7 protein-coding genes and 1 pseudogene are annotated in these 17016 nt (G+C 48.8%); 6 read left to right on the top strand and 2 right to left on the bottom strand.

The window, feature by feature from the left end; translation table 11 throughout:
* Positions 1 to 87: 87 nt before the first annotated feature.
* Complete coding sequence (locus tag C7Y71_RS04470) at positions 88 to 1377, bottom strand: IS1380 family transposase (protein ID WP_151908884.1); 1290 nt, start codon at positions 1375 to 1377, stop codon at positions 88 to 90.
* Positions 1378 to 1705: 328 nt separating this feature from the next.
* Here C7Y71_RS04470 and tet(Q) point away from each other — a divergent pair, with 328 nt between their 5' ends.
* Entirely contained in the window at positions 1706 to 3631 is a 1926-nt protein-coding gene (tet(Q), locus tag C7Y71_RS04465) for a tetracycline resistance ribosomal protection protein Tet(Q) (RefSeq protein WP_111899429.1), read from the top strand.
* Positions 3631 to 3744, top strand: a pseudogene (locus C7Y71_RS12205) (two component system sensor kinase); the annotation flags it as partial. The gene tet(Q) and the pseudogene C7Y71_RS12205, both read left to right, overlap by 1 nt.
* Positions 3745 to 3912: 168 nt before the next feature.
* Here the strand turns inward: C7Y71_RS12205 and C7Y71_RS04455 are convergent.
* Entirely contained in the window at positions 3913 to 5202 is a 1290-nt protein-coding gene (locus C7Y71_RS04455) for an IS1380 family transposase (RefSeq protein WP_151908883.1), read from the bottom strand.
* 358 nt (positions 5203 to 5560) lie between these two features.
* Between C7Y71_RS04455 and C7Y71_RS04450 the strand changes: the two genes are divergently transcribed.
* The 4 genes from C7Y71_RS04450 to C7Y71_RS04435 all read left to right on the top strand — a co-directional run bounded on the left by C7Y71_RS04450 (position 5561) and on the right by C7Y71_RS04435 (position 17009).
* Positions 5561 to 6478: a hypothetical protein gene (locus C7Y71_RS04450; protein ID WP_146739428.1), complete on the top strand. Its 918-nt coding sequence runs from the start codon at positions 5561 to 5563 to the stop codon at positions 6476 to 6478.
* Positions 6468 to 16172, top strand: coding sequence for a LamG domain-containing protein (locus C7Y71_RS04445; protein WP_111898508.1), 9705 nt, complete (start codon positions 6468 to 6470; stop codon positions 16170 to 16172). Before C7Y71_RS04450 ends, C7Y71_RS04445 begins: the two co-directional genes overlap by 11 nt.
* 109 nt (positions 16173 to 16281) lie before the next feature.
* On the top strand, positions 16282 to 16557 hold the full coding sequence (locus C7Y71_RS04440) for a hypothetical protein (RefSeq protein WP_111898507.1): 276 nt from the start codon (positions 16282 to 16284) through the stop codon (positions 16555 to 16557).
* A gap of 11 nt (positions 16558 to 16568) precedes the next feature.
* Positions 16569 to 17009, top strand: coding sequence for an acyl-CoA thioesterase (locus C7Y71_RS04435; protein WP_111898506.1), 441 nt, complete (start codon positions 16569 to 16571; stop codon positions 17007 to 17009).
* Positions 17010 to 17016 lie beyond the last annotated feature (7 nt).

Below are 17016 nucleotides of genomic sequence, written 5' to 3'. Positions count from 1 at the left end.
GCTTGAGCTTGACTTGTATGCAGACACCTTCCCCTTACCCCGTAAGGTCGAGAGGCTTTGACCTAAGCATCAATGAAGAGTGTTAATCTATCCGTGCTCCCAAATTATGTTGTATGGTTTGTTGGAGTAGATGTTGAGTTTGTATTGTCGTGCCGTTCTGATCCACTTGGCAGGGACGGCGATGAATCTGAACAGAAAACTCTTGACTCTGTCTGTGGCCTTGATTCCAAAGAGGACGGCCATGAGCGGCAATGCCACGATGTATCGGTAGAAGTTTGCAGCCATGGCGGTGATAAGCAGGAATACGGTGTTCTGGTTCATGAATGACTTCGGCAGATGCGCCCATCCGAAGTCGTTGTTCTTGCGGTCGAAGACCTGCTCGGCAGTTCCTCGCTTGTTGTAGTGTTGTATGATCTCCTCATCGGTCATGTCCCAGTCGTTGGTCAATATACAGCGGTATGTGTACTCGCCGTCGAAGAGGTCTAGTTGCTCTCCCTTCTGCTTGCGCTGCCGCTGCACGACGAGGCGGCAATGCTTCACGTCCTCGAAACTCTCGAAGGGGAACGACTGCACGTCGTACTGCTGAAATCCTATCTCCACCGTAGTCCAGCCTGTCAGCCGCTTCACCTTCTCATACAGACCTGCATGCCGCTCGGCACGGATGTAGAACTTGTCAGTATGCTCCATGACCATCTTCACAATGTCCTCGCTGTAGGAGCCGCAGTCAGCACGGAAGCTCCTGACATGAATGCCGAACGACCTCATCATCTTGAAGAAACGCCGGTGAGTCTCTGCCTGCATGAAGCGCACGTTCGCATTGCCGTCACGGTTCTCAAGATAGGCTATCAGCCCGCCGATGGTGAACACGCCTGGGCTGTAGCCGTCAAAGCCCTTGTAGGTGCGCTTGCTGTCATACTTCTCTGCCTCAAGGAACTGGTGGTCGAAATCAACGTCGTATGTTCCGCCCTCCGTAAGCTGTCCCGTTGCCAGCAGCAACTTGATGAGCAGCTGGTTGAGTTTCTCCGCCGTGTTGAAGTCATAGACGTTGCCGGTCTTTTCCGCTGTATACGATATGTTCTCCGTTGCCAGTTCCTCTATGCCACGCAGCACAGTGTCCGCGCTTGGGACGCGGGTATGCGGACGCTCGGTAAGAACGTCCTTCAGATACAGGTTGAGGTCTTCCATACAGTCACCACCGCAGCAGAACACGGAGAAGATGGCACGTATGATCTCGCTGTACTGATAGCCAATCAGAGTGCTGCGAAGTCCTAAGTGTGAGTCTATCACAGAGGACAGAATAGAGTCGAATTTGTCCAAAACGAAAAATATTCCGCCAAAAGCGGTGATTTTCTCAGATTTTTGTTGTACCTTTGCCATGTCATTGATGATTTTTGCTTGTCTTGATTTGCAGCACTAAGGTAAGTGAAAAATCTGACATGGCAAAATCCTGGGCAACTTTTTGTTGCTCAGGAACTTATAAAAATAGTTAAACTAAAGTGCTGCGGAATTAAGGGGTAAAAAGTTAAAAAATCCTCCCACTTTTGTTAGATATATTTTTTTGTGTAATTTTGTAATCGTTATGCGGCAGTAATAATATACATATTAATACGAGTTAGTAATCCTGTAGTTCTCATATGCTACGAGGAGGTATTAAAAGGTGCGTTTCGACAATGCATCTACTGTAGTATATTATTGCTTAATCCAAATGAATATTATAAATTTAGGAATTCTTGCTCACATTGATGCAGGAAAAACTTCCGTAACCGAGAATCTGCTGTTTGCCAGTGGAGCAACGGAAAAGTGCGGCCGTGTGGATAATGGTGACACCATAACGGACTCTATGGATATAGAGAAACGTAGAGGAATTACTGTCCGGGCTTCTACGACATCTATTATCTGGAATGGAGTGAAATGCAATATCATTGACACTCCGGGACACATGGATTTTATTGCGGAAGTGGAGCGGACATTCAAAATGCTTGATGGAGCAGTCCTCATCTTATCCGCAAAGGAAGGCATACAAGCGCAGACAAAGTTGCTGTTCAGTACTTTACAAAAGCTGCAAATCCCGACAATTATATTTATCAATAAGATTGACCGTGCCGGTGTGAATTTGGAGCGTTTGTATATGGATATAAAAACAAATCTGTCGCAAGATGTCCTGTTTATGCAAACTGTTGTCGATGGATCGGTTTATCCGGTTTGCTCCCAAACATATATAAAGGAAGAATACAAAGAATTTGTATGCAACCATGACGACGATATATTAGAACGATATTTGGCGGATAGCGAAATTTCACCGGCTGATTATTGGAATACGATAATCGCTCTTGTGGCAAAAGCCAAAGTCTATCCGGTGCTACATGGATCAGCAATGTTCAATATCGGTATCAATGAGTTGTTGGACGCCATTTCTTCTTTTATACTTCCTCCGGCATCAGTCTCAAACAGACTTTCAGCTTATCTCTATAAGATAGAGCATGACCCCAAAGGGCATAAAAGAAGTTTTCTTAAAATAATTGACGGAAGTCTGAGACTTCGAGACGTTGTAAGAATCAACGATTCGGAAAAATTCATCAAGATTAAAAATCTAAAGACTATTTATCAGGGCAGAGAGATAAATGTTGATGAAGTGGGTGCCAATGATATCGCGATTGTAGAAGATATAGAAGATTTTCGAATCGGAGATTATTTAGGTGCTAAACCTTGTTTGATTCAAGGATTATCTCATCAGCATCCCGCTCTCAAATCCTCCGTCCGGCCAAATAAGCCCGAAGAGAGAAGCAAGGTGATATCCGCTCTGAATACATTGTGGATTGAAGACCCGTCTTTGTCCTTTTCCATAAACTCATATAGTGATGAATTGGAAATCTCGTTATATGGTTTGACCCAAAAGGAAATCATACAGACATTGCTGGAAGAACGATTTTCCGTAAAGGTCCATTTTGATGAGATCAAGACTATCTACAAAGAACGACCTATAAAAAAGGTCAATAAGATTATTCAGATCGAAGTACCACCCAACCCTTACTGGGCCACAATAGGGCTGACTCTTGAACCCTTACCGTTAGGGGCAGGGTTGCAAATCGAAAGTGACATCTCCTATGGTTATCTGAACCATTCTTTTCAAAATGCCGTTTTTGAAGGGATTCGTATGTCTTGCCAATCTGGTTTACATGGATGGGAAGTGACAGATCTGAAAGTAACTTTTACTCAAGCCGAGTATTATAGCCCGGTAAGTACACCTGCTGATTTCAGACAGCTGACCCCTTATGTCTTCAGGCTGGCTTTGCAACAGTCAGGTGTGGACATTCTCGAACCGATGCTCTGTTTTGAGTTGCAGATACCCCAAGTAGCGAGTTCCAAAGCTATTACAGATTTGCAAAAACTGATGTCTGAGATTGAAGACATCAGTTGTAATAATGAGTGCTGTCATATTAAAGGGAAAGTTCCATTAAATACAAGTAAAGACTATGCCTCAGAAGTAAGTTCGTACACTAAGGGCTTAGGCATTTTTATGGTTAAGCCATGTGGGTATCAAATAACAAAAGACGGTTATTCTGATAATATCCGCATGAACGAAAAAGATAAACTTTTATTCATGTTCCAAAAATCAATGTCATTAAAATAATGGAGCGGTCAGGAAATTTCTATAAGGCAATACGGTTGGGATATATACTTATCTCCATTCTTATCGGATGTATGGCATATAATAGCCTCTATGAATGGCAGGAGATAGAAGCATCCTAAAATCCGCAGATAATTTTTCGAGTGTCAGATTTAGCCCTTGCTTGTGACGATTGTGTCTGACTCTAGGCTTAGAAACGCTTGACATGACTTGTATGCAGACACCTTCCCCTTACCCCGTAAGGTCGAGAGGCTTTGACCTAAGCATCAACGAAGAGTGTTAATCTATCCGTGCTCCCAAATTAGGTTGTATGGTTTGTTGGAGAAGATGTTGAGTTTATACTGTCTTGCCGTCTTGACCCACTTGGCAGGCACAGCGATGAATCTGAACAGGAAACTCTTGACCCTGTCTGTGGCCTTGATTCCAAAGAGGACAGCCATGAGGGGCAAAGCCACGATGTATCGGTAGAAATTTGCTGCCATGGCTGTAATAAGCAGGAATACTGTGTTCTGGTTCATGAACGACTTTGGCAGATGTGCCCATCCGAAATCGTTGTTCTGGCGGTCAAAGACCTGTTCTGCCGAGCCCCGCTTGTTGTAGTGCAGTATGATTTCCTCGTCGGTCATGTCCCAGTCGTTGGTCAGTATGCAGCGGTATGTATACTCGCCGTCGAAGAGGTCAAGCTGCTCGCCCTTCTGCTTACGCTGCCGCTGTACGACGAGACGGCAGTGCTTCACGTCCTCGAAACTCTCGAAGGGGAACGATTGTACATCATAGTGTTGGAAACCAATCTCCACGGTGGTCCAACCCGTCTGCCGCTTCACTTTCTCGTACAGGCCTGCATATCGCTCGGCACGGATGTAGAACTTTTCCGTATGCTCCATGACCACTTTCACGATGTCCTCGCTATAGGAGCCGCAGTCGGCACGGAAACTCCTGACATGAATGCCAAACGACCTCATCATCTCGAAGAAACGGCGGTGAGTCTCTGCCTGCTTGAAGCGCACGTTACAGTTGCCGTCGCGATTCTCCAGATAGGCAATCAGCCCGCCGATGGTGAACACGCCGGGGCTGTAGCCGTCAAAGCCCTTGTAGGTCCGCTTGCTGTCATACTTGTCCGCCTCAAGGAACTGGTGGTCGAAATCAACGTCGTATGCTCCGCCCTCCGTAAGCTGTCCCGTTGCCAGCAGCAACTTGATGAGCAGCTGGTTGAGTTTCTCCGCCGTGTTGAAGTCATAGACGTTGCCGGTCTTTTCCGCTGTATACGATATGTTCTCCGTTGCCAGTTCCTCTATGCCACGCAGCACAGTGTCCGCGCTTGGGACGCGGGTATGCGGACGCTCGGTAAGAACGTCCTTCAGATACAGGTTGAGGTCTTCCATACAGTCACCACCGCAGCAGAACACGTAGAAGATGGCACGTATGATCTCGCTGTACTGATAGCCAATCAGAGTGCTGCGAAGTCCTAAGTGTGAGTCTATCACAGAGGACAGAATAGAGTCGAATTTGTCCAAAACGAAAAATATTCCGCCAAAAGCGGTGATTTTCTCAGATTTTATTTGTACTTTTGCCATGTCATTGATGATTTTGCTTGTCTTGATTTGCAGCACTAAGGTAAGTGAAAAATCTGACATGGCAAAATCCTGAGCAATATTTTGTTACCCAGGAACTTAAAAAGGAAGTTAAACTAAAGTGCTGCGGAATTTAGGTATTTTTGCATCTGAAAATTGCAAAATTATAAATTATAAAAGACAGAACTATTATGAAAAAAGTTTATGTTAAACCAGAAATCTGCGTGACTGTGCTTCATTGTCATGAGCCTCTCTTAACAGGCAGCGGAGGCATAAAAGGCGAGATTTCCGGATATAAGAATACGGGAGGCGGCTTCAGTCAGGAAGAAGATTCATAACAATCCATTACGCATAAATTGAGATGAAAAATATTAAGACACTTTTGTTGCTATGTATGCTCGGAGGCATGGCGTTGTTTGGTACGACGGCCTGTTCGGGCGATGACGACTCAGTCGTAACACCTGACGCTGGTGTTAAATTGCGCCATATTACCATTCGAGAGGCTGATGGCTCTGCCGTGCCCCGGCGGTTGCGTCCGCTTGCTGTGCTTACTGATGGCGAAGACCTTTCCGCCACGTGGACTGCCGGCGACCGGCTGGCTTATTGCAATCTGAGCCGGATGAACCCTATGACTGAAGGGGTTTATAGCGGTATGCTGACTGCGACGGCGTCTGCCAGGATTTCTCCATTCACCGGCGATGTGGTTTGTCGTGCAGGCGATTATTTGGCTGTGGTCTATCCGGCCGTTTCTTTCGAGGCGAACGACGGTTATCACCTTTCGCTCACGGGGCAGGACGGTACGCTTGCCACACTTGCTACGTCTTACCACTATGTCTATGGCAAGGCGTTGGTTACGTCTGTGACCGACCAGTCGGCTGAGGCTACGATGGATAAGATGAAAAGCCTTCTAACGGTGTGCAAGTTTTCGTTTGTTGACAAGGCTACAGGAGATGTGATACCAGTCAGGACGCTTTCGGTATGCTATGGTGGCGATGGCTCCGATGCCGGCACCTACCCAGAGGCGGCAGAAGTGGCAATCGGCACAAACATATCGCAGGCGGATGTTCATGTCACGGGTGTGGCAGGCAACGCACCGCTTGTCATAACCTGTCTTTCGGAGCAAGATGCGGTGTATGCCGCCTTGCTGCCTACCAGCGGACTGCGCACGTTCCGCTTTACCGTCAGCAATAGTGGTGGTACTTACAGCGGCACGGCAAAGGCCACGCTCAATGAGGGTGAATATGTCGTGGCTACAGGTTTAAAACTCAATGAACAATAACGAAATCATAAAGACAATGAATACGAGATATTTTATACATCGCTTTGTCGTTGTTCTCGTGCTGCTCATGGCGGGGATGCTGCCGATGTTGGCATGGAATTATGAGAAAACCTCAAACGATGCTGGCGGTGGCACATACAATTTCCGAACTGATGTGCATCCGTCGAGTATGATTTTTAACATCAATGACATCAATTATTTCAAAACCCTGAAAAGTTTTGACTTTGAGGCTGACAACTTTTACTGGGAGTTTGAATTTCAATCGCTTTATTATAAATTCGATAGTGAGATACAGGAAGTTGACGGCGAGATTTTTTTGGTAACGGCAGATGACGTAATGCATAGGCTTAAAACATGGAAGAAAGCATACGGCTCTAAAGTAATATCCGAAACGAGTACCGAACGCCTGACTTGGGGCAAAGCAATCTTCAACACAATGTCATCGGACGGAAAACTTTCTTTCAAGTTTTATCCTACAAGATACTTCTTTCTGGAAGGTGTGAAGCGCATTGTTATCAAATATCGTGAAATATGGCATGCATACGCAACGAGCGATGAGGGATATACGCAGTTTGAAAAAGATTTCGACATCTCGTCGGTGTGGAGTGAGGACAAGCCAATGCCTAAACTTACGATAGACTGGAATGACAAGGGCGAGCTCTCCGGCACTGCTATCAACGCGATGGATAAACGTAATGACGCCCTCTACAGAGGTCATGCTTACAGTTTAGAGTCTTATTATGTTGCCGGTTGGGGTGGAAAAGGGTCTGTTTCATCAAATTACTCTTCATATCAAGACAACATCAACTACTCCACGCGACCGGATGGCAACGTTGATATGACTTTTGGAAGTTGGAATTTGTCGTATGGTGCTTACACGCTGCCACTCTGTGTGGGATACCACGGAAGTGTTGAAGTAGTGAGGTCTGAAATTGGTATTGGTGTCGAATCTTACCCGCAGCCCACAACCTATGTTATTGTGAAGCCCTATACGAGTCCCACGGGTATGACTGTGGAGTTTGACAAGTGGAAGAAGAACAACATGATACGTTGGACACGGCAAATCAGCGACAAGGTGTATGACGCTGACAACCCTTTGAAAATCGTGGATGTGGAATGTCGTACAGACGGCAAATGGTACGTCATTCGCTATGAGAAGGGCGCTGAGGCTTCTGATTATACGGTTGTCGGTTCGCTCAGCGGCGATGCCACTGTTCTGGAAATGCAAGACAGCGATATTGGATACGACAAACAGTATGTTTACCGGGTAATATTCCTGCCCTCTGTGTTAGAAAATTCGCATCATGACAAATTGACAGAACTGCCTGGATGTGCGCGAAATCCGCAAAGTTATAGCCTCTTTATGGAGAGGAATGTGAGCACGATGCTTGAAATGCCTATCAAACTCTGGCAAGACCGCACTTACGACCAAAAAGTACGCCTCGTCTGGGAGTATTGCGTGCAACCCACTGCACAAAACTGGATCATTGAGTACAGCCCTGCCGGAGAAAACACCTGGCGCGTGCTGGATAACAGTCTTACAGTGGATCTCAACAACACGCAGGCTTTCTTCGACGCTGATGGTTCCGTGTGCGACATGATAGACTATCGTATCAAGATGTCATACGCTGACAGGGATTTTTACAGCAATGTGTGTACCGGCAATCTGCCTGCGGGCAGTTACATCAGCGATGTGAAAGCCACGACGGGCACGGAGGAAAAAACGGTTGTCGTGAAATGGAAAGTGGCTCGGGCGGACATGACGAATGACATCTACTTCCGTGTCCTGCGTCGCATCATAGGCGAAACGGAATGGACCTTGCTGACAGACGAAATACATGGCACGGCATCGGAATACAGTTATACCGACGACCGTCCGTTGGCTGGTTCGTACTATGAATACTCCGTACAGGCGTATGGTGCAAAGTGCGACGAGCAGATTGTGAGGACCGATGAGGTCATTACCCCAGGTTTCTCACAGGCGCGCGGCACCATCACAGGCCACATTTCCTTCGGTACAGGAACTGCAGTTGCCGGTGTGAAAGTGAATCTCGTTAAGGCCAGTGCCGACCAGCAGAGTGACCAGCCGCAGTTCCTCTCGCGTTATATAGAAGGTGCGGGCAAGGGTTTGCAATGGGCGGCTCCCGACAAGGAAAAGTTTGACAAGGTGCTTTGCGGCAAAGGGGCATTCACCATTCAGCTCTGGGTACGCCCAAAGAATTTTAAATCCGGTGGTGCCGAAAACCAAACCATCCTGCGGCTGGGCAACGGACTTGAACTGGGTGTGTGTAGCGACGACAGCACAAACTTCTACCTCAATCGTGTCATAAGAAGCAACGGCATGGTAAATTCGCATCATTTCAGCAAGCGCCTCCCATTCAGCGCAACGGACTTCACCCATGTTACCGCCGTATGGAGTCAAGGCACATTGACCTGCTATGTGGGTACCGATACGCTGTTGTCTTATACACAGGATGACAAAGAACTTTCAAACTGGGATTTCGACAATAGTCCGGCACTTGTCGTGGGTGGCATCAAGAGCATGTCTGGTGAGGCAGCAGGCAGTTCCTTCTCCGGCTATGTGGACGACATACGCCTGTGGGACCGTGCCCTCTCCCGCGAAGAAATAGAGGCTAACTATACGCGCATACTCGGAGGCACTGAAAACGGGCTCATTCTTTACTGGCCGCTCGATGAGGGCCTGAGCGTGAAGGACTATGCCTTTGACGTGGCGCGTCAGGACGGCATATACCAACTGAATCACCCCGAGGTGGGATTGAACGTAACCCCCTCGGATATTGTGCCCCAGCATCTGGGACTCTATGGTGTAACCGACATTAACGGCAACTATATCATCAGAGGCATACCATTCCAGCAGGGCGGAACAAACTATGAGATTGCTCCGCAATATGGCATTCATGAGTTCAATCCCAACACGCGTTCGATGTTTGTCAGCCCGACGAGTCTAACCGCCAATAACATCGACTTCGAGGACGTGTCGTCATTTCCTATGGAAGGCTATGTCTATTATGCCGGCACAAATGTTCCAGCCGAGGGCATCCAGCTGTATGTTGACGGAGAGGCGCTGATTATTGACGGTGAGATGCAAAAGACCGACTCGAGGGGGTATTACAGCATTAGCGTGCCTATCGGAGAACATTTCGTTGAGGCAAAACAGGGCGACCACAAGATGGTTGACGGCGGACGCTTCCCCCTTTCCGGAAAGCACAATTTCACCGGACCCATCGTTTACGACTTCCTGGACTCCACACTGGTGAACTTTGTGGGTCGTGTGAGCGGTGGCGAAAAGAATGACACATTGCCAGTGGGCTTCCGCGCATCGAACAACAACATCGGTGTAGCCGTTATCACACTGAAGTTGAACAACGACGGACTGTCGTTCAATGTCAGCGACAAAAATCATATCGACCCCGCCATGGAGCAACGCACTTGGCAGAGCGACACGACCAGCATCCGAAGCACAGCCTTTACAGGCATTGGCAGCGATTCGCGATACATCTACATTCATACCGACCCGGAGACGGGCGAGTTTTCTGCGATGCTGCCTCCGCTGAAATATGTCACCAAGAGCATAGAACTTGTAGAAAAAGAAAAAAATCCGGACGTGGAGTTCACTGTCCTGCCCGAGATAGACCTGACGGCCCTCCGGCAACAACTGACCGACTCGCTGCGTCAACAGACGGCAGAGGGCGACTCTGTGTGGAACTACTATAAGTACAACACGAAGATGGTGAAGACCTACTTCGCCCCGCCACAGATAGAAGTGTGGCAGAACAGTGTTGACAAAGACACTGATGCCCCTCGTGGTGTCTTCGGACTTCATGCCATCAAGAATTTCACCGACGACTTCGGCACCGTTGACATCAACGACCTGTGGGCACAGGCGGACGACGGCGCTGTCAGTTACCGTTTCGGTTATCCCATCTACCGCAGTGGCAATGAGGTGAAAATGGGCATCCGCGGCTTTGAGACCTATACCAACTACGATTCCGGAAAGGCTGTAACCGACACCATTCCCATGAGCGGACAGGCTGTTACCATTTCCAATGAGATGAGCGAATCGCAGATAGTGCTTGCCACCGTTACCACCTCTGAGGACTTGGGATTAAAACCCGGATCAGTCTATGACCTGAAGTCCGACCAACTCGCTCTCGACAAGGACGGCTACAACGAATTCACGTGGACTGCCGGACTGCCGAACATCACCAAGCCCTATACCCGCCATCTGGGCATCAACTACAGTCGCAACGGGCGTACATACACATGGAAGAAACCCCTCAATGCCATAGTGCTTGGCAATCTTGACTCTGGAAGCAATTTTGTTACTCTCGGTCCTGACATGGTAACCATGGTGCTGCGCGATCCACCCGGATCCAAATCGAAAACCATCTGGAAGAAGGGCCATACCTCTACAAAGGTGCGTAGTGAGTCCCAGGGTTTCTATGGTAACGAAAAATTTACGGCAGACCTGAGTTCCGGCGTATATATTGAGACAGAAGTCGGTCTGGGCATATCTGCCGTTTCAGTGAAGTCGAGGACCAGTTTTGACAAGACGTTCGGAGCCGTTTATAGAGTGAACCGCAACAATCAGACCGATCAGACATGGTCGACTTCCACAACAGAACAGATATCCACTGGTACGGGTGATGCCTACGTGGGTTCTGACGGCGATGTGTTTATTGGTCCGTCGCTCAACTACATCATCGGCGACACGCGCAAACTGAGTTTCTTCCGAAAGGGAGAAGGGTATCCTTTTGAACTCGACCTTCGTACATCACGCTCTTTAGGCGACACTATCAGGACGACATTCATGTATTCCACCTACGAGTTGGAGAATGTCATGATACCCAAGTGGGAAGAAACGCGCCGCGGGCTGTTGACGTTCCTCAACAGCGAGGAAGAGGCTCGCAATTATGTGAACACAAGCGACAAATGTGTCTATGTTACCTGGCTGAAGCCCGATGACAAGAATCTGTGCGAAGAAAATACCTATCTGCAGATTGCACCAAACGGTTGGGACGGCTCTTTCATTCCCGACAGTGTGATGTGGTGCACTGACCAGATAAAAAGTTGGCGCAAGCGCATTGCCGACAACGAGGAAGACAAGGTAAAAGCCATTCAGGGAACGGGCTATTTCCAGCGTAATATATCCTTTGACGGAAGCACAGGCTTTACTTACACCAGCTACAGCGACCACACCTACCAAAAAAAGCATAACTACTCGCACAACCTGGGCGGTATCGTCAAACTTGGTACAACGAGCGAGCAGAATGTTGGAGGTGCCTTGTTCAACCTCAAGATTACCGGCGACACAGAGAACGGCTGGACGATGGCAACCACGGAAAGTGATCCCAACGAGAACTTTAAGGACTGGGCAGAATTCGACTACGTCTTCGACGACGGCAACCGCGACACCGATTTCAGTGTCAGCATATACAAGTCGCCTTCGGGCACGTGGAGCGACATCTTCAGCGTCATCGGCGGTCAGAGTTACAACCCGTACGAAGGGCCAGAGTACACCAAATATTATCTGAATGAGAACGGAGACCCGTATCAACTCTCCAACGGTACTCAGCAGATGGAGCAGCCCGACATACAAATCAGCACCGATGGCGTCATGGCAGCTAAGAGTGCCGTCCTTACCGATGTTCCAAGCGGTGCCTACGGACAGTTCACCCTGCATCTCACAAATAACTCTTTTACCAATCAGGGCAAGGATTTCACCTATAAACTGTCAATAGCCGAACGTTCCAATCAGGAAGGTCTTGAGGTGTTGATGGACGGTGTGCCCATCGATGGTCGCGGTGTGTATATACCTGCCGGCGAAACGGTAAAGAAAGTCATCACTGTGCGCCAGACTAATCAAAGTGTGCTCGACTATGAAGATGTTGCAATCTGGTTCTCTTCCGCTTTCCAACCTATCAAAATTCATGATATTGCGAAGTTGAGCGTACACTTCAAACCATCGTCATCCGCCGTTTCGCTCAACATCACCGAACCAGTGCTGAACAGCGACAGCAAGGATGGCAAACTCAACCTGAAACTGACTGACATCGACCGTCAGTTCAAGAACCTGAAGAACGTGGGTGTGCAGTATCGCTTTGCCGGCAACACACAGTGGACGACCCTACATACATGGGTAACCGACAAGGCTGATTCGGTGAATCTCAATTTCAACTCACTGCCCGCCACCGGCGACCTGCACTTGACGGTAGATATGAAAGACGATATCAGTTTCCCGGAGGGTAACTATGAATTTCGTGCCTTTACCTCCACGCCGTATGGCAATGAACTCGTGCAGGTTTATAGTGATGTTGTTGCCGTAGTGAAGGACATGACCAAACCTCGCAACCTGTATGTTCCCTCACCTGCGAATGGTATTTTGGGCTACGGCGACGAACTTTCTGTGGAATTCAACGAAGACATCGTGCCTGGCTATGTGGGCGACAAGAATGTTATCGTAACGTCCAAGTTGAACCATCAGCCTGTCAACCATGAGGTGTCCATGCACCTGAGCCGTCGCGGCGGTGGCGCACATACGGAGAATCCCATATTCCTCAGTGGTGATTTCTCCACCGACTTCTGGCTTAACCGTGAGACGGCAGGAACCATCTTGCAACTCGGAAAGGGCACCAATTTGTTCTCATTAAACTTCGACAGCGAAGGTCATGCACATGTTTACATCGCAGGAGCAGAACTGGTAAGCAATGCCACTGTGCCTGCCAATGTGTGGACCTACTGTGTGCTGAGTTACAACTCCGCCGACCATACGCTCGACATGCTGGCGCAATGGGACACGAACAATGTCAATCTCTTCGAGAATGAACCTGTTCCGCAGGTCAACACCGAAGCCATCCGCTATACCAGTGACAATTGTCTCTACCTTGGACCTATCGGTGCAAAGATTCACGACCTCAGCCTCTTCAGTATTTATCGTGATGTGAATGAGGCGGAGGCAAAGAAGTATCAGTCGAAAGATAATTATGTCTATGGACTGGTTAATTATTGGCCCATGAATGAGGGGCACGGCGACATCGCCAACGATATGCGCCAAACACACGACATTATACTCGGAGACACCTGGTCCATTGAGAATACCAACTATATGCTTCACATCGCATCCGATGAAACTGCTGAGGCAGATATCTCGCGCATCAACACAAGTCGGGGAGACAGTTATGCAATAGAGTTGTGGAGTATCGTCAATGAAGCAAGTGAGGGAGAAAGCACACTCTTCGAGACAGGCAGCACGATTCATAACCGCCTTCGCCTTTACTACGACAGCAAGAGCAATCTGTGGTTAGACTATGGTGAGAAGAGTGCAGTTGTGGCTTCCGCTGCCGACTTCCCCAAAATTGGCCGTCCACGCCAAATGGCTCTTAATGTGGTCAGAGGTCAGGCGGCTTCGTTCTACTTCAACGGACAGCGCACTGCAGTTCTTGCAGAGGCGGACATGCCGATGATGGAGGGCGCTGTGATGAAGATTGGCGAGGGCTTCAACGGTTTTATCGACGAATTGCGCATTTGGAAAGCCACCCTTTCAGAAGATCGCTTGCTTAACAACATGTATAATGCGCTCGACACGGCTGAAGTCTATTCACGCGGTCTCGTTGCCTACTATCCCTTTGAGAAGGCCGGCACTGAAAATGGTACTGCCACAAAGGTGAAAACGCTTGAAAACATGGCTCCGGGCAATCTCGGAGAGCGTCTTGGCGGTATAGACATCTCCGCCCTCTCTGGTTCCAGCTTCCCCTTGAAAAATGCTCCCGATGAGACGCGCCTTATAGCCACGCCAGTGGCATCTGAACGCAAGGTTGTCATTGGTCTGACCGGCTCAACAGTGTCGGCACGGGACATTGAGGGCACCACCCTCAACATCACTTTGGCCGACATCCGCGACAGGCACGGCAACACTTCAGAGCCCATCAAGTGGACAGCGTATGTGCAGCGGAACACTTTGAAGTGGGCCAAGGACTCGGTGAATGTCGTCAAGAAGTACGGCGATGATTACATCTTCGATGTGGACATTGAGAACAAGAGCGGACAGACAGAGTTCTATACCTTATATAATATGCCGCAGTGGCTCACGCTTGTTGGCAGCAGTCGCAGTGATGACTTGCAGGCTCTGAAGACCAAGACACTGCGCTTTCAGGTAAATCCTCTTGTGGCCGTTGGCAATTACGACGTTACCATTGGGTTGCAGGGCAACAACGAGATTCTTGAACCCTTGCGCATCGTGATGAAGGTGAGTGGTGAGAAACCAGACTGGAAGGTGGATCCAACGAAGTACGATCATGGCATGACCATCATCGGACAGGTGTATGTCAACGGTATCCTGATGGAGAACGAAGAGAGCATGGTGGCAGCATTCATCGGCAATGAGTGCCGCGGTGTCGCATCACCTGCCAAAGTGCGCGGTGCGGCATACGTTACCCTGAACGTCTATGGCAACGATACCAAGACGAAGGACAAAGACAAGGCTGTTACCTTCCGCATTTGGGACGCTTCGAAAGGTGTGGCATATACCGATGCTCAACTTGTAGTTGCCGGTTCTGCTGTGGCTGTTACCTTCAAGCAGGACCAGATGATGGGCAACTTCGACCAGCCAGCCATCTGGACTAAGACTGACCATGTGGAACAACTCATTCCCATTCATGAGAATTGGAATTGGATTGCATTCGGTGTGGAGCCTCAATCTCCCTACCTCGACCATGTTTTCAGCGACTATGCCAACTGGATGCTGCTCATTAAGACGCGTGATGTGTTTAGCGACTACAATGGTGCCGAATGGAATGGTACGCTCGTGCCTGCCGTCAACACCATGTATAAGTTGAAGGTGGACAGACTTCCCACAACGACTTCGGAATTGAATACCCAGTTCTCCGTGTCGGGCCGTCAGTTGCCACTGAGAGAAATGCCCGTTTCGCTTCACAAGGGCTGGAACTGGATAGGGTACACTCCGCTGGTTACAATGGCTGTTGGCGAGGCTTTGGCTGGTGCCAATCCGCAAAAGGGCGACATCGTGAAATCGCAGACGGGTGTGTCTATCTATGGAAACGGCAGTTGGGAAGGCAGTTTGCAAGCGATGGAGAGTGGACACGGCTATATGTATTACAGCACGTCGGATGAGGAAAAATCGTTTGTCTATCCCTTCGTTGCGTCCGGATTGTCCCGCAACGCAGCACCCCGACGCATTCTCGGTAATGAACTGAGTGTCTTTACTCCGGTTGACAAACACCTCTATCCTAACAACATGACGATGGTTATTCAGCTTCGCGATGCGGCTTCTGTCATTGATACCGCAGAGGTGGCAGCATTCGTAGGCGATGAGTGTCGTGGCGCGGCACGCTGCAGCAGCAATGGCCTTTATTACCTCGTTATTGCTGGTGAAGGCTCCGGACAGCCTATGGTGCTGCGTTCCTGCCTGGATGGCAAGGTAGTCGTTATCGACGAACTGCAGACGTTTGTCAGCGACGACAACATCGGTACCTCGTGGGAGCCTTATGTCATCAATCTGTCGGACCTGCTTAGCGGAATAAACGATGCGACAGTCACAGACACCGACGACGATGATGACTGGTGGACACTGCAAGGCATTCAGTTAAGGGGCAAGCCCACGCATACCGGTGTCTATATCCATCGCGGCAACAAGGTAATTGTCAAAGAGAAATAATTTTTCATCATAGTGAAGGGAGCGTCAAAAAGTTCCCTTCTTTTTTTATCTTGTGATGGGAGTGATAACAGATTTGGGATTAAATGTTGTTTTTTGTATTTTTGCAAATGTGAAAGAATATGTTAAGGATTTTGTTGATGCGTTGGAGCAGTTTGTCCGTTGCGAACTGGTGTCCGGCAGCGAGCCTGCCGACTACAACTCCGATTCGGTGCAGGTAGTCGATGCTCGGAACGCCTTGTTCCGGAATGTGGGCAAACTCGGCACCGATGAGGAGCACGACATCTACGCCATTCGCAGCCTTTGCCGCATAGACGAGGCTACGATGGACATCGTGCCCGACAGGGGCAGGATTGAAAGCCTGGCGCGCAACTATTTCCAAGAATAAAGAAGTATATTATGGAACCAAAAGCATTCGATCAAGGGTATTATCGTCATTATTCGCCCGTACAAATCCGTTTTGGCGATGTGGACCGTTTCGGTCATGTGAACAACAATGCCTATTTCGCTTATTACGACATCGGCAAGCAGGCTTACATGCTTGAGGTGTTCGGCAGGGAAGTCTTCACGAGCAACATTGCGCCCGTCATCGTCAATATCAACGCCGACTTCATTCACCCCGTGTTCTATGAAGACGAAGTGGGTGTGGAAACACGCATTTCCCATCTTGGCGAGAAGAGTTTTGTTATTCAGCAGCGCGCCGTTAAGCGTGACGGCACAGTTTGCAGCCAGTGTGCCACGACGATGGTTTGTTTCTCGCTCAAGGAGCAGAAATCTGTGGAAATCCCCGAGAACTATCGCTTTCAGATAGAGGCGTATGAAAGGGGCAGGGAAGACTAAGTTAATA

This window comes from Pseudoprevotella muciniphila, assembly GCF_003265305.2.
GTDB classification, from domain to species: Bacteria; Bacteroidota; Bacteroidia; order Bacteroidales; family Bacteroidaceae; genus Alloprevotella; species Alloprevotella muciniphila.
Note: the sequence above shows the minus strand (reverse complement) of the source record. Positions and strands in the feature narration are given on the sequence as shown.